Origin of the sequence: Amycolatopsis sp. NPDC051758, from assembly GCF_044453095.1 — a bacterium.
Lineage (GTDB): Bacteria > Actinomycetota > Actinomycetes > Mycobacteriales > Pseudonocardiaceae > Amycolatopsis.
The window spans coordinates 89234-111333 of record NZ_JBITCJ010000006.1; the positions used below are offsets into that span (position 1 = coordinate 89234).

Annotated in this window: 20 protein-coding genes; 7 read left to right on the top strand and 13 right to left on the bottom strand. The window is 71.2% G+C overall.

Annotation, left to right across the window (positions count from 1 at the left end; all coding sequences use genetic code 11):
* Positions 1-52: 52 nt before the first annotated feature.
* Entirely contained in the window at positions 53-751 is a 699-nt protein-coding gene (locus tag ACIA5G_RS27710; protein ID WP_395928222.1) for a hypothetical protein, read from the top strand.
* Position 752: 1 nt separating this feature from the next.
* Here the strand turns inward: ACIA5G_RS27710 and ftsY are convergent, their stop codons facing one another.
* The gene (ftsY, locus tag ACIA5G_RS27715) at positions 753-2033 is read right to left on the bottom strand and encodes a signal recognition particle-docking protein FtsY (protein WP_395928224.1); all 1281 of its coding nucleotides are present in this window, start codon (positions 2031-2033) and stop codon (positions 753-755) included.
* Between the two features lie 139 nt (positions 2034-2172).
* Here ftsY and ACIA5G_RS27720 point away from each other — a divergent pair, with 139 nt between their 5' ends.
* The 3 genes from ACIA5G_RS27720 (at position 2173) to ACIA5G_RS27730 (ending at position 5554) form a co-directional block, all read left to right on the top strand.
* Positions 2173-3381 carry an anhydro-N-acetylmuramic acid kinase gene (locus tag ACIA5G_RS27720; protein WP_395928226.1) on the top strand — a complete coding sequence of 403 codons (1209 nt, stop codon included), beginning with the start codon at positions 2173-2175 and terminating at the stop codon, positions 3379-3381.
* Positions 3382-3401: 20 nt separating this feature from the next.
* Positions 3402-4967, top strand: coding sequence for a sodium:solute symporter (locus ACIA5G_RS27725; RefSeq protein ID WP_395928228.1), 1566 nt, complete (start codon positions 3402-3404; stop codon positions 4965-4967).
* A gap of 86 nt (positions 4968-5053) precedes the next feature.
* A complete protein-coding gene (locus ACIA5G_RS27730; protein WP_395928230.1) occupies positions 5054-5554 on the top strand; it encodes a DUF3455 domain-containing protein in 501 nt (166 codons plus the stop codon).
* A 93-nt stretch (positions 5555-5647) separates the two neighbouring features.
* Here ACIA5G_RS27730 and smc read toward each other — a convergent pair whose 3' ends face one another.
* Together smc and ACIA5G_RS27740 are read right to left on the bottom strand one after the other, a co-directional pair.
* Positions 5648-9250, bottom strand: a complete 3603-nt coding sequence (smc, locus tag ACIA5G_RS27735; RefSeq protein ID WP_395928232.1) for a chromosome segregation protein SMC — start codon at positions 9248-9250, stop codon at positions 5648-5650.
* Positions 9251-9420: 170 nt separating this feature from the next.
* Entirely contained in the window at positions 9421-9708 is a 288-nt protein-coding gene (locus tag ACIA5G_RS27740) for an acylphosphatase (protein ID WP_395928234.1), read from the bottom strand.
* A 175-nt stretch (positions 9709-9883) separates the two neighbouring features.
* Between ACIA5G_RS27740 and ACIA5G_RS27745 the strand changes: the two genes are divergently transcribed.
* Positions 9884-10492 carry a hypothetical protein gene (locus ACIA5G_RS27745; protein WP_395928236.1) on the top strand — a complete coding sequence of 203 codons (609 nt, stop codon included), beginning with the start codon at positions 9884-9886 and terminating at the stop codon, positions 10490-10492.
* A gap of 89 nt (positions 10493-10581) precedes the next feature.
* On the opposite strand, the gene ACIA5G_RS27750 is transcribed toward ACIA5G_RS27745, so the two are convergent.
* From ACIA5G_RS27750 to ACIA5G_RS27785, 8 genes are read right to left on the bottom strand one after another with little or no spacing between them, the layout of a single operon-like run.
* Complete coding sequence (locus tag ACIA5G_RS27750; protein ID WP_395928238.1) at positions 10582-10803, bottom strand: hypothetical protein; 222 nt, start codon at positions 10801-10803, stop codon at positions 10582-10584.
* 29 nt (positions 10804-10832) lie between these two features.
* Positions 10833-11528 carry a response regulator gene (locus ACIA5G_RS27755; RefSeq protein WP_395928240.1) on the bottom strand — a complete coding sequence of 232 codons (696 nt, stop codon included), beginning with the start codon at positions 11526-11528 and terminating at the stop codon, positions 10833-10835.
* Entirely contained in the window at positions 11525-14056 is a 2532-nt protein-coding gene (locus tag ACIA5G_RS27760; protein WP_395928242.1) for a DUF4118 domain-containing protein, read from the bottom strand. Before ACIA5G_RS27760 ends, ACIA5G_RS27755 begins: the two co-directional genes overlap by 4 nt.
* Before the next feature lie 4 nt (positions 14057-14060).
* Positions 14061-14672 (bottom strand): potassium-transporting ATPase subunit C, encoded by a 612-nt coding sequence (locus ACIA5G_RS27765; RefSeq protein ID WP_395928244.1) that lies wholly within the window; start codon positions 14670-14672, stop codon positions 14061-14063.
* A gap of 5 nt (positions 14673-14677) precedes the next feature.
* Positions 14678-16723 carry a potassium-transporting ATPase subunit KdpB gene (gene kdpB, locus ACIA5G_RS27770; protein ID WP_395928247.1) on the bottom strand — a complete coding sequence of 682 codons (2046 nt, stop codon included), beginning with the start codon at positions 16721-16723 and terminating at the stop codon, positions 14678-14680.
* Positions 16720-18381 (bottom strand): potassium-transporting ATPase subunit KdpA, encoded by a 1662-nt coding sequence (kdpA, locus tag ACIA5G_RS27775; RefSeq protein WP_395928249.1) that lies wholly within the window; start codon positions 18379-18381, stop codon positions 16720-16722. The genes kdpB and kdpA overlap by 4 nt, the downstream gene beginning before the upstream one ends.
* Complete coding sequence (kdpF, locus tag ACIA5G_RS27780; protein WP_247062298.1) at positions 18381-18482, bottom strand: K(+)-transporting ATPase subunit F; 102 nt, start codon at positions 18480-18482, stop codon at positions 18381-18383. Before kdpF ends, kdpA begins: the two co-directional genes overlap by 1 nt.
* On the bottom strand, positions 18479-18679 hold the full coding sequence (locus ACIA5G_RS27785; RefSeq protein WP_395928252.1) for a hypothetical protein: 201 nt from the start codon (positions 18677-18679) through the stop codon (positions 18479-18481). Before ACIA5G_RS27785 ends, kdpF begins: the two co-directional genes overlap by 4 nt.
* A gap of 207 nt (positions 18680-18886) precedes the next feature.
* Between ACIA5G_RS27785 and asnB the strand changes: the two genes are divergently transcribed.
* A complete protein-coding gene (asnB, locus tag ACIA5G_RS27790) occupies positions 18887-20728 on the top strand; it encodes an asparagine synthase (glutamine-hydrolyzing) (RefSeq protein ID WP_395928254.1) in 1842 nt (613 codons plus the stop codon).
* A 34-nt stretch (positions 20729-20762) separates the two neighbouring features.
* Entirely contained in the window at positions 20763-21062 is a 300-nt protein-coding gene (locus tag ACIA5G_RS27795) for a hypothetical protein (protein WP_395928256.1), read from the top strand.
* 45 nt (positions 21063-21107) lie between these two features.
* On the opposite strand, the gene ACIA5G_RS27800 is transcribed toward ACIA5G_RS27795, so the two are convergent.
* The gene (locus tag ACIA5G_RS27800; RefSeq protein WP_395928258.1) at positions 21108-21581 is read right to left on the bottom strand and encodes a GNAT family N-acetyltransferase; all 474 of its coding nucleotides are present in this window, start codon (positions 21579-21581) and stop codon (positions 21108-21110) included.
* Positions 21578-22081: an SRPBCC family protein gene (locus ACIA5G_RS27805; RefSeq protein ID WP_395928260.1), complete on the bottom strand. Its 504-nt coding sequence runs from the start codon at positions 22079-22081 to the stop codon at positions 21578-21580. The genes ACIA5G_RS27800 and ACIA5G_RS27805 overlap by 4 nt, the downstream gene beginning before the upstream one ends.
* Between the last annotated feature and the right edge of the window lie 19 nt (positions 22082-22100).

Genomic DNA, 22100 nt, shown 5'->3' on the forward strand with positions numbered 1-22100 from the left:
GTATCAAGCGAGTGGTCTCGTGGCTCTTGCCGGCAAAGGGAAGGGGCACGACTTGGAACCGGTCACCGGATCGCTCATCCGGCTGGGCCAGGCGGTGGTCGGCGCGGTGGTCGGCCGGCTCGCCGAACGCGCTGTCGACCGGGTCTTGGACGGGCCGCGCCGGACCATCCAGCCACCACTCCCGGTGCACCGGCACTGGCTCGCCGCGGCGGACGCGACCAGCGATCTCGACGTCTTCGTGGCACCCGTTGCGGGCCGATCGGCCCGGCAACCGGTGATCCTGGCCTTCCAGTCGGCACCACACCGGGGCGACGGCGCGCCGAGAGGACTGGCGCTGCCGATGGTGCTCGGCGAGACGGCACACCTGCGGCTCCCGCGCGGCGACTACCTGATCTCCGCGCTGATCGTCGACCTGCCCGCCGCCTTCGGCGGTGCGCCGGTCCTGCGCGGAATCGGCCAGGTCAGGCACTGGCTCGCCGGCAACCACCTGGACCGGCTCCGGATCACGACGTCCGCCCCCACCGGGGCGCTCGCCGAACAGCTCGGCCTCGGGCGATCGGACTCCCTCGCACTCCCGGGACGGCCCACGAGGTCGCCGGCCGCGCCGGCCACCACGGCGTCCGGCATGGTCATCCCGGACACGGCTCTGGAGAGGCCCGAACACCGCTATCCGGATGACCTGGACGCCGAAGCCACGACGGAGTCCGGACTCGTCATCCCGGACACCGCCAAGGAGAAACCGCGCTGGTAGCTCAGCCGAGCAGGGCGTCCACGAACGCGCCCGGCTCGAACGGCGCCAGGTCGTCCGGGCCTTCACCGAGGCCGACCAGCTTCACCGGGACGCCCAGCTCGCGCTGGACCTGGAACACGATGCCGCCCTTGGCCGTGCCGTCCAGCTTGGTCAGGACGATGCCCGTGACGTCGATGACCTCGGCGAACACGCGGGCCTGCATCAAGCCGTTCTGGCCCGTGGTCGCGTCGAGGACCAGCAGGACCTCGTCGACCTTCGCCTGCTTCTCGACGACTCGCTTGACCTTGCCCAGCTCGTCCATCAGGCCGGTCTTCGTGTGCAGGCGGCCCGCCGTGTCGATCAGGACCGCGTCGACGCCGGTGTCCACGCCGCGCTTGACCGCGTCGAACGCCACCGCGGCCGGGTCGGCGCCTTCCTTGCCGCGGACGACCTCCGCGCCCACGCGCTCGGCCCACGTCTGCAGCTGGTCGGCCGCCGCCGCGCGGAACGTGTCCGCCGCGCCCAGCACGACCGTCTTGTCCTGGGCCACCAGGACGCGGGCGAGCTTGCCCGTGGTGGTCGTCTTGCCGGTGCCGTTGACGCCGGCCACCAGCACCACCGCGGGCTGCTTCCGGCCGTCGACGATGTGCGGCAGCGCCCGCACCGCGCGCTCGCTGTCGGTGGACAGCTCCGCCGTCAGCACCTCGTGCAGCACTTCGCGGGCCTCGTCCGGGTTCCGCACCGCACGGCGGGAAAGCTCGTCGCGCAGCCGCTCGACGACGTGGTTCGTGGTGGCCGCGCCCAGGTCGGCCATCAGCAGCGTGTCTTCGACGTCCTGCCAGGAGTCCTCGTCGAGGTCACCGGCGCCGAGCAGGCCGAGCAGGCTGGTCCCGAGCACCGACCGGGACTTCGACAGCCGGCCGCGCAGCCGCTCCAGGCGGCCGGTCGCCGGGTCGATCTCCTCGGTGACGGGCTCGGCTTCTTCTTCCGCCTCGGGCAGCTTGACGTCGCGCACCGTGCGCTGGGGCGAGTCGCGCGGCACCGCCGCGTCGTCGCCCACCGCGGGCTGGCCGTCGGTCTCCGGCCGGTCCTCGACGGGGTGCTCGACCTCGGCGGCGGTGCCCCCGGGCGCGAGCGCGATGCCGCCGCTGGCCGCGTAACTGCCGCCCTTCGGTTTCTCCTCGACCTCACGCCGGGCGTCCAGGCTGATCCGGCGCTTGCGCGCGACCAGCAGGCCGGTCACCAGGAGGGCGACCAGCACAACAACGGCGAGGACTACGAACAGGAACCAGGTGCTCGACACGGCCCCATCCTTTCATCCGCACCGCACCATCCCGGACACCCCGTCCGCCCAGGCAATTCGTAACGATGTAGATCCCGATTGGGCCAAGACTTCACCACGTGGGTTGCGTCACCCGGGGGCCTGCACTAAACCCCTCCGGATGGGGATTCGCACCAGCCACGGCTTCCGGGTGATCGGCCTGATTTCGGGCACCTCGCTCGACGGCATCGACGTCGCCGCCGCCGACCTGCACGCCGAGGACGACACCGTGGTGCTGACCCCGCTCGGCGAGCTCGACATCGCCTACCCGGAACCGCTGCGCGAAGGCCTGCTCGCCGCACTCCCGCCGAACCCGTGCACCGCCGGGGAGTTGACACGGCTCGACACCGGCGTCGGCCAGGCGTTCGCCGACGCGGCCCTGCGCGGGGCCGTCGAGCTCGCCGGTGGCACCGCGGACCTGGTCGCGTCGCTGGGCCAGACGGTGTTCCACTGGGTCGAGGACGGCACCGTCCACGGCACGCTGCAGCTCGGCCAGCCGGCCTGGATCGCCGAACGCACCGGGCTGCCGGTGCTCGCCGACCTCCGGGCCCGCGACGTCGCCGCGGGTGGCCACGGCGCGCCGCTGGCGAGCACGCTCGACCAGCTGTGGCTGCGCAGCCTGGCCGAGGACACCGCCCGGCCGGTCGCCGCGCTCAACCTCGGCGGCATCGCGAACATCACCGTCGTCGCCGCGGGCGCGCCGGCGATCGCCTACGACACCGGGCCGGCCAACGCCCTGCTCGACCTGGCCGCCTACCGCGTCACCGGGCGGCGCAGCGACGTCGACGGACGGCTTGCGCTCGGCGGCTCGGTGCGCTCGGACCTGCTCCTGCGGCTGCTCGCCGACCCGTACTTCGCCGCCGCGCCGCCGAAGTCCACCGGCAAGGAACACTTCAACGCGCCCTTCCTGGACGCCGCTCTGGCCGGCCTGCCGCCGCTCGACCCCGGCGACCTGCTGGCGACGCTGACCGAGCTCACCGCGGTGACCGTCGCCGACCAGTGCCTCCGCCACGGCGTCACGACGGTCATCGCCTCCGGCGGCGGTGTTGCGAACCCGGCCTTGATGGCGGCGCTGGCCCGGAACCTGCCGACGGCAGTGCTCAAGACGAGCGACGACCTCGGCCTGCCCGGCGCCGGCAAGGAGGCGTACCTGACCGCGCTGCTCGGCTGGCTGACCTGGTGCGGCGTACCCGGTACGGTGCCGTCGGCGACCGGTGCCCGCGGGGCGCGCCTGCTGGGCGCGCTCGTGCCGGGTGCCGGGCCACTGATCCTTCCCGCCCCGCTGGGGGGCGCCGTGACGCGGTTGCGAGTCGCGGAGAAGGCCGGATGAACAGACAGTAGGAGAAGTCCATGCGCGGTGTCGACCTCGCCATCATCGTGGTCTACCTGGCGGCGATGCCGCTGATAGGCGTGCTCGTCGGCCGGAAGCAACGGTCGGCGGCCGACTACTTCGTCGGCGAGCGCAGCCTGCCGTGGGGCGCGGTGATGCTGTCCGTGGTGGCCACGGAGACCTCGACGCTCACCGTGATCAGCACGCCGGGCCTGGTGTTCGGCAACGCGTTCCTGTTCCTGCAGCTGGCCTTCGGCTACATCATCGGCCGGGTCATCGCCGCGTTCGTGCTGCTGCCGCGGTACTTCCGCGGCAACCTCGTGAGCGCGTACGCGTTCCTGGGCAAGCGGTTCGGCTCGGGCCTGCAGGGCACGGCGTCGGTGACGTTCGTGATCACCCGGCTGCTCGCCGAAGGGGTGCGCCTGTTCGCCGGCGCGATCCCGATCAAGGTGATCCTCGGGCACTACAACATCCACCTGGACTACTGGGTGATCGTCGTCATCCTGACCGCGCTGACGCTGATCTACGCCTACATCGGCGGGATCAAGGCGGTCGTCTGGGTCGACGTCATCCAGCTGACGCTGTACCTCGGCGGTGCCGCGGTGGCGGCGATCGTGCTGCTGAACAAGCTGCCCGGCGACTGGATGACCCAGGCGTCCGACGACGGCAAGTTCATGCTCGTCGACTTCACGAAGAACCTGCTGACCAGCCCGTACGCGTTCATCACGGCGGTGCTCGGCGGCGCGGCGCTGTCGATGGCCTCGCACGGCGCGGACCAGCTGATCGCGCAGCGGCTGATGGCGACGCGCAGCCTGCGTGACGGCCAGAAGGCGCTGATCGGCAGCGGCATCATCGTCACCATCCAGTTCGCGCTGTTCCTGCTGGTCGGGGCGATGCTGTGGGTGTTCAACGGCCGTAAGTCGGTGGCGCAGCTCGGCCTGCAGAGCCCGGACGACGTGTTCTCCCGGTTCATCATCGACGACCTGCCGGTCGGGGTGTCGGGCCTGCTCATCGCGGGTGTGCTGGCCTCGACCATGGGTGCGCTGGCCTCGGCGCTCAACGCGCTTTCGACGTCGACCGTGGCCGACCTCTACCAGCGGTTCACCAAGCGCTCGCCGGAGGATTCGAAGCTGCTCCAGCACGGTCGCATGTGGACGCTGATCTGGGCCGTGGTGTTCGCGGTGTTCGCGTCGCTGTTCTCCACCACGAAGAACTCGGTGATCGAGCTCGGCCTGGCGATCACCGGGTACACCTACGGCGCGCTGCTCGGGTCGTTCCTGCTCGGCCTGCTGATCAAGAAGGCGCGGCAGGTGGACGCGATCATCGCGTTCGTCACCACGGTCGTGGTGATGGCGTTCGTCATCCTCGGCGTGAAGTTCAGCGCGAAGACCGGTGGCCTGATCGGGATCGACTTCAGCAAGGCGGCCGGGGACCGGGTGGCGCTCGCGTACCCGTGGTACACGCTCCTCGGTGTGGTGATCACGCTGGTCGTGGGCGGGTTGCTCTCGCTGCGTCACCGGACTCCGGACCCGAAGGCGGCCGAGGCCGACGCGGTTCCGCCGGCGGAAGAGGTTCCCGCCGCCTGATCCTTCTGAACCGTTTCCGGCGGGCGCCCGTGTCGGTGTTCGGGAGCCCGCCGAGAAGCGGCGGGAGGATTTCGAAGGTGGACTTCATGAAGCGGATGACGGTGGCGCTCGCGATCGGCGCCCTGCTGCTCGGCGGCGCGGCGACGGCTTCGGCCACGCCGGCGGGCGCGAAGGTGCCGGACGCCATCAAGGTCCCGGCCGGAAACGTGGCGCTGGCGAGTTACCCGGCCGAGGGTGTGCAGATCTACGGCTGCACCGCCGGCGCGTGGACGCTGATCCAGCCCGCGGCGGTGCTGTCCAAGCACGGCAAGCCGGTGGCGCTGCACAGCAAGGGTCCGGTGTGGACGTCCATCGTGGACGGCAGCACGGTCGGCGCGACGGCGGTGGCGACCTCCCCGCGGGAGGGCGCGATCCCCGCGGTGCTGCTCAAGGCGAACCTCAACACCGGTGACGGGATCTTCGGCAAGGTCACCTACGTCCAGCGGCTGAACACGCGGGGTGGGCTCGCGCCGGCCGGGACCTGCACGGATGGCGCACAGACGGCGGTCCGCTACACGGCCGACTACGCCTTCTGGGTGGCCGGCTAGCCAGTCCCTGGACGAGCGCGCGCCGCGTGAAGACGAGATGTGACAAGAAAGGGCGGCCGCACCAGCGAGTGCGGCCGCCCTTTTGGTGTCAGCTCAGCCGACCGCGACGGGTTCGTCGTCGGCGGTGCGCAGGCGCTGCGAGATCACCTTCGTGATGCCGTCACCCTGCATGCTCACGCCGTAGAGCGCGTCGGCGATCTCCATCGTCGGCTTCTGGTGGGTGATGATGATCAGCTGCGAGGAGTCGCGCAGCTGCTCCAGCAGCCCGATCAGCCGGCGCATGTTCGTGTCGTCGAGCGCGGCCTCGACCTCGTCCATGACGTAGAAGGGTGACGGCCGGGCGCGGAAGATCGCGACCAGCATGCCGACCGCGACCAGCGACTTCTCGCCACCGGACAGCAGCGAAAGCCGCTTGACCTTCTTGCCCGGCGGGCGGGCTTCGACGTCGACGCCGGTGCTCAGCAGGTCGTCCGGCTCGGTGAGGACCATCCGGCCCTCGCCGCCGGGGAACAGCACGCTGAACACCGTCTCGAACTCGCGGGCGACGTCCGCGTACGCGCCGGCGAAGACCTCGAGGATCTTCTCGTCGACCTGCTTGATGACCGCTTCGAGGTCCTTGCGGGTGTCCTTGAGGTCCTCGAGCTGCGTGGAGAGGAACTTGTAGCGCTCCTCCAGCGCCGCGAACTCCTCGAGCGCGAGCGGGTTCACCTTGCCCAGCAGGGAAAGGTCCTTCTCGGCGCGCTTGGCGCGGCGGGCCTGGGTGTCGCGGTCGTAGGGCATCGGCGGCGGCGGGGTGACGTCCTCGCCGCGGTCCTTGGCCGCTTCGTACTCGGCCAGCTCGCCCGCGCTCGGCGGGACCGGGACGTCCGGGCCGTACTCCTGGACGAGGTCGGTGAGGCCGATGCCGAAGTCCTCGGCGATCTTGGCTTCGAGGGTCTCCAGCCGCAGCCGCTGCTCGGCGCGCAGCACCTCGTCGCGGTGCACGGCGTCGGTCAGCTTCTCCAGCTCGCCGGTGAGCTCGCGGACCTTGGCGCGGACGCCGGTCAGCGCGGTCTCGCGGGTCTGGCGGCGGGCCTGGACCTGGTCACGCTCGGCGGCCGCGCGCTGGACGGAGTGCTCGATGCGCTCCAGCGCGATCTCACCGCCGTTGACCACGGCGTTGGCGATCTCGGCGCCGCGCTTGCGGGCGGTGGCGGCGCGCTCGGCGCGTTCACGGGCCTGCTGCTCGGCGTGCGCGGCGCGGCGGAGGCCTTCGGCCCGGCCCGCGATGCTGCGCGCCCGCTCCTCGGCGGTGCGCTGCGCGAGCCGCGCCTCCATCTCCTCCTGCCGGACGACGGCCAGCTCTTCGGCGGCCGCGTCGCGCTCGGCGGTGTCCGGGTCGTCCTCGACCGGCTGCTCGGCGACGGCGGCGAGCCGCTCCTCCAGCTCGGCGAGCTGGGCCAGGGCCTGCACGCGGCTCTGCTCGACCTTCGCGCGCTGCCCGGTGAGCCGCTCGACCTCGGCCTGAGCCTGGCGGGCCGCCTGCTGCAGCCGGCTGAGCCGTTCCGACGAACGGGCCTTGCGGACCTTGGCGTCGCCGAGGGCGTCCTTGGCCTGGGAAACCTCTTCACGACGCGCCTGCTGCTCGGCGCGGGCGCCTTCCAGCTCGGCCGCGTACCGCTCCAGCGAACGCTCGGCCGTCCGGAGCCGCTCCCCCGCCTCGTCGACGGCGGCCTGGACCTCGATCACGCTCTCGCGCTTGCCGGAGCCGCCGATCGCCCAGCGGGCGCCGAAGACGTCTCCCTCGGCGGTGACCGCGCGGACGTCCGGGTGCACCGCCACCAGGTGCCGCGCCGAGTCGAGGTCGCGGACCAGGGCGAGCTTGTCGAGGGCCTGCTCGACGGCGGGCCGCAGCTGCGCCGGCGCCGTGACGACCTCACGCGCCCAGCGCGCGCCTTCCGGCAGTGACGGCCACGAGTAGGTGTCCACAGTGGACTCGGGCCCGCCGAGCAGGATGCCCGCACGGCCGGAGTCGGTGTCCTTCAGGTACTTCAGCGCGCGCAGGGCGTCTTCGCCGCCGGTGACGGCGATCGCGTCGGCCACCGGGCCCAGCGCCGCGGCCAGCGCGACCTCGTGCCCCGGCTCGACGGTCAGCAGCGCCGCGACCGAGCCGAGCAGGCCCGGCAGCTCGTGGGACGCGCCGAGCAGCGCGCCCGCGCCGTCCTTGCGCCGCAGCCCCATCGACAGCGCCTCGACGCGCGCCTTCTCGGACGCGATCTCGCGCTCGGCGGTGCGTTCGGCCTTGACCAGCTCTTCGACGCGCGCCTTGGCCGCGTTGTTGGCCTCGACCGCGCGGTCGTGACGGTCCATCAGGCCGGAGTCGTCGGACTCCTCGACGCCGCCCTCCGCCTTGGCCACTTCGAGCTCTTCGACGGCCATTTCGGCACGCTCGGCGGACTCTTCGATGGAGACGCTGAGCCGGTCGATCTCGTCGGTGGTGGCGCCGTTCTTGCTGCGCAGCGCCTCGACCTGGCCGGTCAGCTTGGCCATGCCCTCACGGCGGTCGGCGATGGCGCGGACGGCGGCCCAGTGCGCGCGCTCGGCGGCCTGGACGCGCTGTTCGAGGTCTTCGCGCCGCAGCACGGTCTCGGCGAGCAGCTCCCGGGCCGCCATGACGGCCTCGTTGAGCTCCTCTTCCTGCTCGGCGACGCGCTCGGCCTCTTCGAGGAGCTCTTCGGGGTCGCGGCCGCCGGTGTGCGCGGCGACGTCGGCCGAGAGGTGCCGCTGGCGCTCGATCGCGAGCCGGACGGTGCCGCGCAGGCGCTCGGCCAGCGCCGACAGCTTGTACCAGGTCTCCTGGGCGGTCTGGAGCAGCGGAGCGTCCTCGGCGAGCGACGACTCCAGCTCGGTCTCTTCGGCGGAGACGATCTCGAGGGTCTGCTCGACCTCGGCGCGGCGCTGGCGGGCGGTCTTCTCGTCGGCCTCGTCGCGCTCGATCGTGCCCCGCTGGGTGACCAGGTCGTCGGCCAGCAGGCGCAGGCGGGAGTCGCGCAGCTCGGACTGGACCGACTGGGCCTTGCGGGCGATCTCGGCCTGTTTGCCCAGCGGCTTGAGCTGGCGGCGCAGCTCGGTGGTGAGGTCGCCGAGGCGGTCGAGGTTGCCCTGCATGTTGGCCAGCTTGCGCAGGGTCTGTTCCTTGCGCTTGCGGTGCTTGAGGACGCCGGCGGCCTCTTCGATGAAAGCGCGGCGCTCTTCGGGCTTGGACTCGAGGATCGCCGAGAGCTGGCCCTGCCCGACGATGACGTGCATCTCGCGGCCGATGCCGGAGTCCGACAGCAGCTCCTGGACGTCCATCAGGCGGCAGCGGTCGCCGTTGATCTCGTACTCGCTCGCGCCGTCGCGGAACATCCGGCGGGTGATCGACACCTCGGCGTACTCGATGGGGAGCGCGCCGTCGGCGTTGTCGATGGTGAGGGTGACCTCGGCGCGGCCGAGCGGGGCGCGGCCCGCGGTGCCGGCGAAGATGACGTCCTCCATCTTGCCGCCGCGCAGGTCCTTGGCGCCCTGGGTGCCCATGACCCAGCGCAGCGCGTCCAGCACGTTGGACTTGCCCGAACCGTTCGGCCCGACCACGCAGGTGATGCCCGGCTCGAAGCGCAGCGTGGTGGCCGAAGCGAAGGACTTGAAGCCCTTGAGCGTCAGGCTTTTCAGGTGCACTGGGTGCTGACCCCTCTGGCTGCCGGTACTGGCGATTCAATCGTCCCAGGCTACCCGGGGGTTCCCGGGCACCGCCGGACGCGCCCCCTCATCGGCGCGCCTTAGCACAGCGCGCGCTTGCTCAGCAACCTCCTGCGTCCCACGCGCCCCGGATGTACCAAGGCCGGGAGCTACCGCTCGACGAAGCCGCTGAGCCCGCCTTTCGGCTCGGACCAGCGCTCGACGACGGTCTCCACACTTCCGGGTGATTCTCCTGACCGCAGCGCGGCCAACAGCCGCTGACAGTGGTATCGACTACCCTCCGCTATGACCTCAACACGGCCGTCGGCGAGGTTGCTCGCGCTCCCGACCAGCCCGAGTTCGAGCGCGCGGCTGCGCGTCCACCAGCGGAAACCGACACCCTGGACGCGACCGCGAACCCACGCCGTCACCCGGGTGTGCGTTTCTTCCCCACCCACGCCATTCCTCCCGTTCGGGTCAACTGACCGCGCACAGTAACTGATCAAGCCCACTACCTGGGCGAATACCCGCACGCCGGTGATAACCTCGCCGCCGAGGTCGCTCCCCCGCCGCGGGCGCCGTGCCCCGATCACCCGGCCTCGACCGCTCTCCCCGAAATCCCAAGGAGCCTGTATGCCCCGCCCCGACGGGTCGGATTCGAGCTCTCGGATCACCAGGATCGACACCGCGCCGCCCAAGAGCAGCAAACCGAACCGCACCGGCTACGTCGTGCTCGGGGTCGCCGGCCTGGTGGTCGCGACCGCGTTCGCCGCCGTCGCCGAGCTCGCCGGACCGGACCCCGCCGGCACCGCGGGCGGCACCGGGGGCACCGGCGGCCAGGGCACGTCGCAGGCCGGCCTGCAGACCGTGCCGAGCACCCCGGCGAGCGGCCCCTCGACGGTCGGCGGTGTACCGACCACGGAGTCGTCCCCGACGTCGTCGAGCGCCCCGACGACGGTGGTGTCCGTGAGCCCGGACGGCAAGACCACCACGACGGTGGTCACCCAGGCCCCGCCGCCCCCGCCGCCCCCGCGCGACGACACGGGCAACCCGCCCCCGGTCACGACGACGAAGACAACACCCACCACGACGACCAAGACCCCGCCGCCGCCGACCACGACGACGGACGACCCACCGCCGACCACGACGACGACCGGCGGAGGCGGCGGGACCAGCACCGCAGGCTCGCCCACCACAACGGGCACGTCCAGGTCGACGGGGAGCCCGACGCACGCGCAGTGACACGGATACACCGAAGGCCACCGCCGCGGCGGTGGCCTTCGGTGTATCCGGACGAGGGCAACGCTGCCCCGGCCCGAGTGCGGGGTGCCTCAGCGCCTGAGGCGGTTCACGTGGGCGTACAGGGCCCAGAAGTAGCCGGCCAGCAGCAGCCCGGCCGACGCCGACGCGAGCCGCACCCACTCGACGGCGCCGCCGTCGAAGGCCATCAGGATCCAGGCGAGCGCGCCGAACGACCACCCCACTGCCAGGAGCAGCGAGAGTCCGGGCGGGATGCGCACCCCGCCGGGCAGCCAGATCGTCGGTCGCTTCACCCCCATGAGGTACCCACACCGGAGCCGGTTCAGACCTCGAAGCGGTAACCCATGCCCGGCTCGGTGAGCAGGTGCCGGGGCCGGGAGGGTTCCGGCTCCAGCTTGCGCCGCAGCTGCGCCAGGTAGACCCGCAGGTAGTGGGACTCCGTCTCGTACGACGGCCCCCACACCTCGTGCAGCAGCTGCCGCTGCGCCACCAGCCGGCCGCGGTTGCGGACCAGCAGCTCCAGCACGCCCCACTCGGTCTTGGTCAGGTGGACCTCGTGACCGTCGCGGCGGACCTTCTTCGCCGCCAGATCGATGCTGAACGACTCGGTCTCCACCACCGCCTCGACACCGTCGGCGCCGGCCACCGCCGAGCGGCGGACCGCCGCGCGCAGCCGGGCCAGCAGCTCGTCCATGCCGAACGGCTTGGTGACGTAGTCGTCCGCGCCGGCGTCGAGGGCCTGGACCTTGTCGGCCGAGTCGCCGCGGGCGGACAGCACGATGATCGGCACCGTCGTCCAGCCGCGCAGACCGGCGATGACCTCGGTGCCGTCCAGGTCCGGCAGGCCGAGGTCCAGCACGACGACGTCGGGCTTGGTCTCGGCGACGGCCTTGAGCGCGGCCGTGCCGTCGTGCGCGGTGATCACCTTGTACCCGCGGGCGTTGAGGTTGATCCGCAGCGCCCGCACGATCTGCGGCTCGTCGTCCACCACCAGCACGGTGGCCCCGATGTCGCTCATCGCACCCCCTCTTCCACTTCCGACCGGACGCTGTGCACGGGCAGGGAGACGACCACCGTCAGCCCGCCGCCCGGGGTGTCCTCGGCGCGGATCGTGCCGCCCATCGCCTCGGTGAACCCCTTGGCCACCGACAGCCCCAGCCCGACCCCCGGTGTGGTGTCCCGGTCGCCGCCGAGCCGCTGGAACGGCGCGAACGCCGAGTCGGCCGCGCCCTTGCGCAGGCCCTTGCCGTGGTCGACGATCCTCAGCTCGACCTGGCCGGAGTGCGTGCTCGCTCGTGCGGACACCGGCGCCCCGCCGTGGCGCAGGGCGTTGTCCAGCACGTTCGCCACCACCCGCTCCAGCAGGCCGGGGTCGGCGAGCACCGACGGGAGCTGGTCGTCGACGGCGACCTGCACCTCGTCCGAAGCGTCCACATTGGACAACGCATGGGCGACGACCTCGTCGTAGCCCACCGGGCGCAGGAGCGGCTTCACCGCGCCGGTGGCCAGCCGGGACGAATCGAGCAGGTTGTCGATCAGGCCGGCGAGCCGGTCGGCGGACAGCTCGATGGCCTCCATCAGCTCGGCGGTGTCCTCTTCGGACAGGTGGAGGTCGGGGGCGCGCAGGCTGCCGATCGACGCCTTGATCGACGTCAGCGGTGTGCGCAGGTCGTGCCCGACGGCCGAAAGGAGCGTCGTGCGCAGCTCGGTGGCTTCGGCCTTGCGCTCGGCGGCGGCCGCGGCGGCGGCCGTCCGCTGCTGGCGCAGGGCCAGCAGCGCCTGCCCGGCCACGGCTTCCAGGACCCGCCGGTCGGCCGCCGGCAGCGCCCGCCCGCGCAGGGTCAGGTGCACGTCGGCGGTGACGGCGATGTCGACGTCGGCCTCGTCCGGGTCGGTGCACGGGTGCTCCCCCGCCGTCGCCACCCCGCGCCACTCGCCTTCCTGCTTCTCCAGCAGCGTCACCGACGTCAGCGCGAAGTTCTCCCGGACCTTCTCCAGCAGCCGCTCGATCGGGTTCGCGTGGGTCAGCACGGTCCGGGCGTACGACGCGAGCAGCGCCGCCTCGGTCCGCGCCCGCGCCGCCTGCGTGGCCCGGCGCGCCGCCTGGTCGACGACCAGCGCGACCAGCACGGCGACCACGACCATCGCGATCAGCGTCACGAGGTTCTGCGGGGTGTGCACGTTCAGCGTGTACAGCGGCGGTGTGAAGAAGAAGTTGAGCAGCCCGGCGCCGAGCACGGCCGCGACCAGCGCCGGCCCGAGGCCGCCGACCAACGCCACGACCACGGTGGCCAGCACGTAGGAGATGACGTCGGTGGCGAAGTCGAGCCCGGCCGGGATGAAGAACCCGACGGCGGTGACCAGCACCGGCAGCACCACGCTGAGCACCCAGCCCGCGACCAGCCGCGAGAACCCCAGCGGGCTCGCGCCGAGCCGCGCCCGCAGCCGTCCCCCGGCCTCGGCGTGGGTGACCATGTGCACGTCGATCGGCCCCGACTGGCTGACCACCGAGGCGCCGATGCCCTCGTCGAACAGCCGCGCCACGCGCGAGCGCCGCGAGGTGCCGATCACCAGCTGGGTCGCGTTGACGCCGCGGGCGAAGTCCAGCAGGGCGGTCGGCACGTCGTCACCGACGACGGTGTGGAAGGTGGCGCCGACCTCTTCGGCCAGGGTCCGGCAGCGGGCGATCGCCGTGGGCCCGAGCCCGGACAGGCCGTCACCACGCAGGATGTGCACCACCTGCAGCTCGGCGCCGGCGCGGGTGGCGATCCGGCTGGCACGGCGGATGAGCGTCTCGCTCTCCGGCCCGCCGGTGATGGAGACGACGACGCGTTCGCGCGCCTCCCAGGTGTCGGTGATCCGCTGCTCGGCGCGGTAGCGCTGCAGTGCGACGTCGACCTGGTCGGCCACCCAGAGCAGGGCGAGCTCGCGCAACGCCGTGAGGTTGCCGGGACGGAAGTAGTTGCCGAGCGCGGCGTCGATCCGCTCGGCCGGGTAGACGTTGCCGTGGGCGAGCCGCCGCCGCAGCGCCTCGGGCGTGATGTCGACGAGCTCGAGCTGCTCGGCGCGGCGGACGACCTCGTCCGGCACGGTCTCCTGCTGGGTGACGCCGGTGATCCGCTCGACCACGTCGTTGAGGCTCTGCAGGTGCTGCACGTTGACCGTGGAGAGCACGTCGATGCCGGCTTCGAGGAGCTCCTCGACGTCCTGCCAGCGCTTGGTGTTGCGCGAACCCGGCACGTTGGTGTGCGCGAGCTCGTCGACGATGGCGACCTCGGGGGCGCGCTTGAGGATGGCGTCGACGTCCATCTCGTCGAACTCGCGGCCGCGGTGCCCGGCGTGCCGCCGCGGGACGACCTCGAGGCCGTCGAGCAGCACCGCGGTCTTCTCGCGGCCGTGCGTCTCCACCAGCCCGACCACGACGTCGGTGCCGCGGTCGAGACGGCGCCGCGCTTCGCCGAGCATGGCGAAGGTCTTGCCGACGCCCGGAGCCGCGCCGAGGTAGATCCTCAGCTCCCCTCGGCGCGGCTTCTTCGTACTGGTCACGCTGTCAGTGTGCCCCTCCGGCCGCACCTTGCACGGCCAAGTTGAGCTGGAGCACATTCACGCCGGCGACGCCGATCCCGGCCCCCGTCGTGTTCTGCTCGACCAGCTGCTTCACCCGGTCCACCGGGAGCCCCGTGTTCCGGGCCACGCGGGCGATCTGGAGGTCCGCATAGGCCACGCTGATCGACGGGTCGAGGCCGGAGCCCGACGCCGTCACCGCGTCCGGCGGTACCTGATCGGGGGACACGCCTTCGCGCTTGGCGATGGCGTCCTTGCGCTCGCCGATGGTCTTCACGAGGTCCTCGTTGTAGGGGCCCTTGTTGGACGCGCCGGACGTCGACGGGTCCCCGGGGCCGAGCGCGTCCTTCGAAAGCGCCGAGGGCCGGTTGTGGAACCACGGGTCGTGCGCCGGGTCGGCGGGCACCGGGTCGACGCCGATCAGCGACGACCCGACGGCCTGGCCGTTCTGCGTGACGACCGAACCCTCGGCGTTGCCCTCCAGCCCGGGGATGCGGGCGATCGCCCACACCGCCAGGGGGTAGAGCACCCCGAGCAGGACGGTCATCACGATCAGCACGCGCAGCCCGGCCCAGGTCTGCTTGACAAGAGTGTTCACGACATTCACCCGATTCCAGGGATGAGGCGCACCAGCAGGTCGATCAGCCAGATCCCGAGGAAGGGGCTGACGATGCCGCCGAGGCCGTAGACGAGCAGGTTGCGGCGCAGCAGGGCCGAGGCCGACGACGGCTTGTACCGCACGCCGCGCAGGGCCAGCGGGATGAGCACGACGATGATCAGCGCGTTGAAGATGACCGCGGAGAGGATCGCCGACTTCGGCGTGGCCAGGTGCATGATGTTCAGCGCGCCGAGCTGGGCGAAGATGCCGGTGAACATGGCCGGCAGGATCGCGAAGTACTTCGCGAGGTCGTTGGCGACGCTGAACGTCGTCAGCGCGCCACGCGTGATCAGCAGCTGCTTGCCGATCTCGACGATCTCGATCAGCTTGGTCGGGTCACTGTCGAGGTCGACCATGTTGCCGGCCTCCTTCGCGGCCGACGTGCCGGTGTTCATCGCGACGCCGACGTCGGACTGCGCGAGCGCGGGCGCGTCGTTGGTGCCGTCGCCGGTCATCGCGACCAGCCGGCCGCCTTCCTGCTCCTTCTTGATGAGCGCCATCTTGTCTTCGGGCTTGGCCTCGGCGAGGTAGTCGTCAACACCCGCGTCCGCGGCGATGGCCTTGGCGGTGAGCGGGTTGTCGCCGGTGATCATCACCGTCTTGATGCCCATGGCGCGTAATTCCTTGAAGCGCTCCTTCATACCCGGCTTGACGACGTCGGAGAGCCGGATCACACCGCGCACCACGGTGTCCTCGGCGACGACCAGCGGCGTGCCGCCCTGGGCGCTGATCTCGTCGACCACGCGCTCGGTCTCGTCGGGGAACTCACCGCCGTTGTCGCGCACCCACGCGCGAACCGCCGAAGCGGCACCCTTGCGGATCCGCCGGCCACCGACGTCGAGCCCGCTCATCCGGGTTTGCGCGGTGAAGGGGACGAACTCGCCGCGTTCGTCCTGGCCCGCGTGGGCCTCGGTCAGCTCGACGACGCTGCGTCCTTCGGGCGTCTCGTCGGCGAGGCTGGCCAGCCGGGCGGCCCGCGCGAGTTCGTCCATCGTGGACGTGCCCACGGGGATCAGCTCGGTCGCGCGGCGGTTGCCGAAGGTGATGGTGCCGGTCTTGTCGAGCAGCAGCGTCGAGACGTCGCCGGCGGCCTCCACCGCGCGGCCTGACGTCGCCAGGACGTTGCGCTGCACCAGGCGATCCATGCCCGCGATGCCGATGGCGCTCAGCAGCGCGCCGATGGTCGTCGGGATCAGGCAGACCAGCAGCGCGGTCAGCACGATCACGGACTGTTCACTGCCGGAGTAGCGGGCCATCGGCTGCAGCGCCACGACGGCGAGCAGGAAGATGATCGTCAACGTCGAGAGCAGGATCGTCAGCGCGATCTCGTTCGGCGTCTTCTGCCGCGATGCGCCTTCCACCAACGCGATCATGCGGTCCACAAAGGACTCGCCCGGTTTGGTCGTGATCTTCACGACGACCCGGTCGCTCAGCACGGTCGTGCCGCCGGTGACCGCGCTCCGGTCGCCGCCGGACTCGCGGATGACCGGGGCCGACTCGCCGGTGATGGCCGACTCGTCGACGGTCGCGATGCCCTCGACGACGTCACCGTCACCCGGGATCACCTGGCCGGCCTCGACGACGACGAGGTCGCCGATCTTCAGCTCGACGCCGGGCACCTGCTCCTCGCCGGTTTCGGTGAGGCGGCGGGCGACGGTCTCCTTCTTCGACTTCCGCAGGGATTCCGCCTGCGCCTTGCCGCGTCCTTCGGCGACGGCCTCGGCGAGGTTCGCGAAGAGGACCGTGAACCACAGCCAGACGGCGATCAGGATGGTGAACACACTCGGGTCGGTGATCGCGAAGACCGTGGTGAGCGCGGAGCCCACCCACACCACGAACATCACCGGGTTGCCGAGCTGGTGCTTCGGGTTGAGCTTCCGGAAGGCGTCGGGCAGCGACGTCCAGAGCTGGCGCGGGCTGAACACCCCGGCGCCGACGCGCCCGGCGGTTTCCGGTGCGGTCACCTGAGGTCGTTCTTCGGTGACGGTCATGCGAGTGCCTCCGCGATGGGCCCGAGCGCGAGCGCCGGGATGAACGTGAGGGCCGCGACGAGCACCACCGTGCCGGTGAGCATGGTGGCGAACAGCGGTCCTGTGGTGGGCAGGGTGCCCGCGGTTTCGGGCACCTTGCGCTGCGCGGCCAGCGAACCGGCCAGGCAGAGCACGGCGAGGATCGGCACGAACCGGCCGATCGCCATGGCGACGCCGAACGACGACTGGAACCAGTCGCTCGTTGCGGTCAGGCCGCCGAACGCACTGCCGTTGTTGTTGCCGGTGGACGCGTAGCCGTAGAGGATTTCCGACAGGCCGTGCGCGCCGCTGTTGCCCAGCGCGCCCGCCGTGCCCGGCAGCAGCAGCGCGATCCCGGAGCCGAGGAGCACCACGGTCGGCATGGCCAGCATGGCGATCGCCGCGCAGGTCACCTCGCGCTTGCCGAGCTTCTTGCCCAGGTACTCCGGCGTGCGCCCGACCATCAGGCCGGCCAGGAACATGGCGATGATCGCCATGACCAGGATCCCGTAGAGGCCGGTGCCGACACCGCCGGGCGAGATCTCGCCGTAGAGCATGTTCAGCAGCGGTCCTCCGCCGCCGAGGCCCGAGAGACTGTCGTGGGCGCCGTTGATCGCGCCGGTCGACGTGCCCGTGGTGGTGTCGGCGAAGATCGACGTCAAGCCGATGCCGAACCGCTGTTCCTTGCCTTCCATGCTCGCGCCGGCGGCCAGTGCGGCCGGGTTGTTCGCGTTCGCCTCGGAAAACCAGATGATCGCCAGCGACGCGGCCCACAGCAGGCTCATCACGCCGAGCAGGACGTACCCCTGCTTGGGCTTGCCGACGAGCTTGCCGAACGCGCGGGTCAGGCTGACCGGGATCACCAGGATCAGGAACAGCTCGATCAGGTTGGTCCAGGCGGTGGGGTTCTCGAAGGGGTGCGCGGAGTTGGCGTTGAGGATGCCGCCGCCGTTGGTGCCGAGCTCCTTGATCGCCTCCTGGCTCGCCGCCGGGGCCAGCGCGATGGTGCTCTGGCTGCCGTCCGGGTTGGTCACGGCGACGCCCGCCTTGAGGCTCTGCACGACGCCGAGCGCGACCAGCACGATCGCGAACACGAACGCCATCGGCAGCAGCACACGGATCGTGCCGCGCGTGAGGTCCACCCAGAAGTTGCCGAGCCGGTCGGTCTTCGCCCGGACGAAGCCGCGGGTCACCGCGATCGCCACGGCGAGGCCGACGCCGGCCGACAGGAAGTTCTGCACGGTCAGCCCGGCCATCTGCACGAAGTGGCCCATCGTCGTCTCGGGGACGTAGGACTGCCAGTTCGTGTTGGTGACGAACGAGACCGCCGTGTTGAAGGCGACACCCGGGCTCACCGAGCCGCGGCCCAGGTTCCACGGCAGGAGCGGCTGGAGCCGCTGCAGCAGGTAGAGCAGGACGATCGAGACGAACGAGAAGCCGAGCACACCCGCGGCGTAGGTCGGCCACCGCTGCTCGGAGTCCGGGTTGACGCGGAAGAGCTTGTAAAGCCCCTTCTCGACTTTCAGGTGCTTCTCGGTGGAGAAGACGCGCGCCAGGTAGTCGCCGAGCGGTTTGTAGACCGCGGCGAGGGCGGCGAGGAGGAGGCCGAGCTGGATCAGCCCGGCCGTCGTGTCGGACATCAGAATTTCTCCGGCCTGATCAAGGCGACGAACAGGTAGACGAGCAGGCCCAGCGCCAGCAGTCCGCCGACGACGTTGGCCACGGTCCCGGCGCCGCTCACAGCTTCTCCAGCCCGCGCAGCGCCAGCGCGAGCACCACAAAAACGCCGATCAGCAGGACGGCGTAGAGCAAGTCGGCCACTAGGCACCTCTCAAGACAGGTCACCGGTCCGGTGACCAGGGACGACGCCACTGTGCGGCCGCCGAGGGCCCGGGTGGAGGCCGGCTGACGGCGCGTTAACGCCGTCCTGACCCGCATTTACGCCGTCTTTATGGCGGGTGGCGCCGGTCACGCAAGCGTTTGCCCTCCACCCGCGTCCCGCCGTGGGTGGGTAAGTGACCAACAGCACAACGCGTAATCGAATGAGTGCGGAACGTGCAATTCGGGCAGACAAGATCTTCGCCCCGTGTTACACCTGTGTTACCGATAGTTGTACTAGCTAAGTAAATGCTTGGAGGGGTCCATATGTGCGGTATCGCCGGCTGGGTTTCCTACGACGCCGACCTCACGCGCCGACAGGACGTCGTGGACGCCATGACGGGGACCATGGCCTGCCGTGGCCCGGACGACGTCGGCACCTGGGTGCGCACGCACGTCGCGCTCGGCCACCGGCGGCTGGCCATCATCGACCTGCCCGGCGGCCGGCAGCCGATGTCGGTCCACACGCCGAACGGCGACGTCGCGATGGTCTACAGCGGTGAGGCCTACAACTTCACCGAGCTCAAGGAAGAGCTGACGAAGCTCGGCCACCAGTGGGAGACCGACAGCGACACCGAGGTCGTGCTGCACGGTTACCTGCAGTGGGGCGACGCGGTGGTCGACCACCTCAACGGCATGTACGCCTTCGCAATCTGGGACGAGCGCGACGACCGGCTCGTGATGATCCGCGACCGGATGGGCATCAAGCCGTTCTACTACTACCCCACGGCCGACGGTGTGCTGTTCGGCTCGGAGCCGAAGGCGATCCTCGAGAACCCGCTCGCCCGCAAGGTGGTCGACACCGACGGCCTGCGTGAGCTGATGGCGTTCACCAAGCGGCCCGGCTGGTCGCTGTGGAAGGGCATGGAGGAGGTCCAGCCCGGCACGATCGTCACCGTGTCGCGCGAGGGCGTCCGCACCCGCACGTACTGGAAGCTCGACGCGAAGCAGCACACGGACGACCAGGAGACCACGGTCGAGCGCGTCCGCGAGCTGATGACCGACATCGTGCACCGCCAGCTCGTCGCCGACGTGCCCCGCTGCGTGCTCCTGTCGGGCGGCCTCGACTCCAGCGCCGTCACCGGCCTCGCCGCGGCCCGCCTCGCCGAGCAGGGTGAGCAGCTGCGGACGTTCTCCGTCGACTTCTTCGGCCAGGAAGAGAACTTCAAGCCGGACGAGATGCGCGACACGGCGGACTCGCCGTTCATCCGCGACGTCGCGAACCTGGTCGGGTCCGCGCACAAGGACGTCATGCTCAACCCGGCCGAGCTGAGCGACCCGGCGGTGCGGCGCGCGGTGCTGAAGGCCCGCGACATCCCGGCCGGGCTCGGCGACATGGACACGTCGTTGTACCTGCTGTTCAAGGCGATCCGCGGTGAGTCGACGGTGGCCCTGTCGGGCGAGTCGGCCGACGAGGTGTTCGGCGGTTACCGCTGGTTCCACGACGAGAAGGCGGTCAACGCGGACACGTTCCCGTGGCTGGCGTTCCGGACGTCGATGATGGACGACCGCGCGTCGCTGTACACCACGGAGCTGCGGCAGAAGCTTGACCTGGAGTCCTACGTCGCGGACCAGTACGCCACCGCGGTTTCCTCGGTCGAGCACCTGGACGGTGAGTCCGAGCGCGAGGCGCGGATGCGGACGATCTGCAACCTCCACCTGACGCGCTTCGTGCGGATGCTGCTCGACCGCAAGGACCGCGCGTCGATGGCGGTGGGCCTGGAGGTGCGGGTGCCGTTCTGCGACCACCGGCTGGTCGAGTACGTGTACAACACGCCGTGGTCGCTGAAGACGTTCGACGGCCGCGAGAAGAGCCTGCTGCGGCACGCGACGTCTCATGTGCTGCCGGAGTCGGTGGCCCAGCGGGTCAAGAGCCCGTACCCGTCGACGCAGGACCCCGGCTACGCGGCGGCGCTGCAGCAGCAGACCAAGGAGGTCCTGGCGGACCCGGGCCACGCGGTGTTCGGCCTGGTCGACAAGGCCTGGGCGCACCGGGTGTCCGAAGTGGACCCGGCCACGATGAACCCGGCGGCGCGGGTGGGGCTGGACCGGCTGCTCGACCTGTACCACTGGATCGAGATGTACTCCCCGGAGCTCGAAATCTCTTGACCTCCAGTGCCCTTGAGGTTGGACGCTGGGTGGCATGAAGGTGCTGCTGTTCGGCCGCAACCCGGCCACGGTCTCGAGGGTGACGGCGGCGCTGTCCGCGGCGGGTCTCGCCGCGGACGGCGTCGCTTCGGAGGAAGGGGTGCTTTCCCGGCTGGGCGCTTACGAGGCGCTGGTGCTCGGCGCGGGAGTGGTGGGCCCGCTCCGGGAGCGCGTCACGGCGGCGGCGCTGCGGCACGGGGTGGTGTGGGTGCAGGGGCCGCACATTCTTCCGGAGCGGGATGCGCTGGAGTACGTGCGGACGGAGATCCTGCCCCTGCTGGCCAAGCGCAGCTGACCCGCCGGCGGCGATGGGTCGCCGCAGTCGGTGGCTTGGCGGCGGTCAGCTCAGCGGTAGCTCCGCCGCGACCTCGTCCCCGTCTGCGGTGAGCGCCGCGCCGATTCCGCCCAGCAGGGCCCGGGCTCCGCCGTTGTCCGGGGTCGTCGAGGCGATGAAGCGAGCCGCGCCTGAGCGCTGCGCTTCGGCCAGCAGCAAGGCTGTCACCTGCGTGCCGATCCCGCGGCCGCGGACGTCGCGGCTCAGCCAGATGCCCGCCTCGACGGCGTCACCGTGTGGCTCCAGGCGGGCGGCGCCGACCGCGGTGCCGTCCACGTCGACGACCCACGTGCGCTCCACCGCCGTCGCCGGGTTCAGGCAACGGCCGCGGTGGAAGGCCAGGAACGCGTCACGACGGGCCGAGGTCCAGCCGGGCGGGCCCTCGACCGGCGGCATGACCTCGAGCGGATCTGCTCCGGCGACGGCGGCTTCGAGCAGCCGCGCCAGCGCCCGCTCGTCGAATGGGGTCAGAACTGTCACGCCCGGAGTTTCGCGGCCGGACGTCCGCCGCGCGACCGGATTTTGCCCAGCGCGCGCAGGAACCGGACGTACGGTGACCAGTGAACCGGCCGGGCCACCCGTCCGGTCACCGCCAGCTCCGCCCGGTCCAGCAGTCCTTCCAGCAGCGCGTCGTGCAGCGGGCGGAAGAACAACGGCCAGGTCAGCAGCGCCCAGCCGTGCAGGGACGCCTCCAGGACGTGGATGAGCGCGTCGCCGTCGGCGGAGAACTCGTGGAAGCCATGTACACCCGCCGGGGCCGTGAAGCGGCACCGCAGCCGCGTCGGCTCGACCTCCTCCAGCACGTAGCGGACCGGGCCGTGGCCGGCCGGGGTGCCCGGGACACGAGGGCCGTCGAGGCGGGTCGGCGGCCAGTCCGGCACCGGCCACAGGCGGTCCTCCGGGGTGCCGAGCGTTTCCAGGAGCGGGACCAGCCGGTCTTCGGCGGCCGGGAAGCGGCGGGTGTGCACGTTGCGGACCATGGGACTCTCCGTTCTAGAG

What these genes read in the sequence shown, in the direction of transcription:
- kdpB (WP_395928247.1), bottom strand. Translation starts at nt 16,723, where the DNA reads ATGACCGTCACCGAAGAACGACCTCAGGTGACCGCACCGGAAACCGCC.
- ACIA5G_RS27785 (WP_395928252.1), bottom strand. Translation starts at nt 18,679, where the DNA reads ATGCGGGTCAGGACGGCGTTAACGCGCCGTCAGCCGGCCTCCACCCGG.
- asnB (WP_395928254.1), top strand. Translation starts at nt 18,887, where the DNA reads ATGTGCGGTATCGCCGGCTGGGTTTCCTACGACGCCGACCTCACGCGC.
- ACIA5G_RS27745 (WP_395928236.1), top strand. Translation starts at nt 9,884, where the DNA reads ATGCCCCGCCCCGACGGGTCGGATTCGAGCTCTCGGATCACCAGGATC.
- kdpA (WP_395928249.1), bottom strand. Translation starts at nt 18,381, where the DNA reads ATGTCCGACACGACGGCCGGGCTGATCCAGCTCGGCCTCCTCCTCGCC.
- ACIA5G_RS27730 (WP_395928230.1), top strand. Translation starts at nt 5,054, where the DNA reads ATGAAGCGGATGACGGTGGCGCTCGCGATCGGCGCCCTGCTGCTCGGC.
- ACIA5G_RS27725 (WP_395928228.1), top strand. Translation starts at nt 3,402, where the DNA reads ATGCGCGGTGTCGACCTCGCCATCATCGTGGTCTACCTGGCGGCGATG.
- ACIA5G_RS27720 (WP_395928226.1), top strand. Translation starts at nt 2,173, where the DNA reads ATGGGGATTCGCACCAGCCACGGCTTCCGGGTGATCGGCCTGATTTCG.
- ACIA5G_RS27795 (WP_395928256.1), top strand. Translation starts at nt 20,763, where the DNA reads ATGAAGGTGCTGCTGTTCGGCCGCAACCCGGCCACGGTCTCGAGGGTG.
- ACIA5G_RS27805 (WP_395928260.1), bottom strand. Translation starts at nt 22,081, where the DNA reads ATGGTCCGCAACGTGCACACCCGCCGCTTCCCGGCCGCCGAAGACCGG.
- ACIA5G_RS27755 (WP_395928240.1), bottom strand. Translation starts at nt 11,528, where the DNA reads ATGAGCGACATCGGGGCCACCGTGCTGGTGGTGGACGACGAGCCGCAG.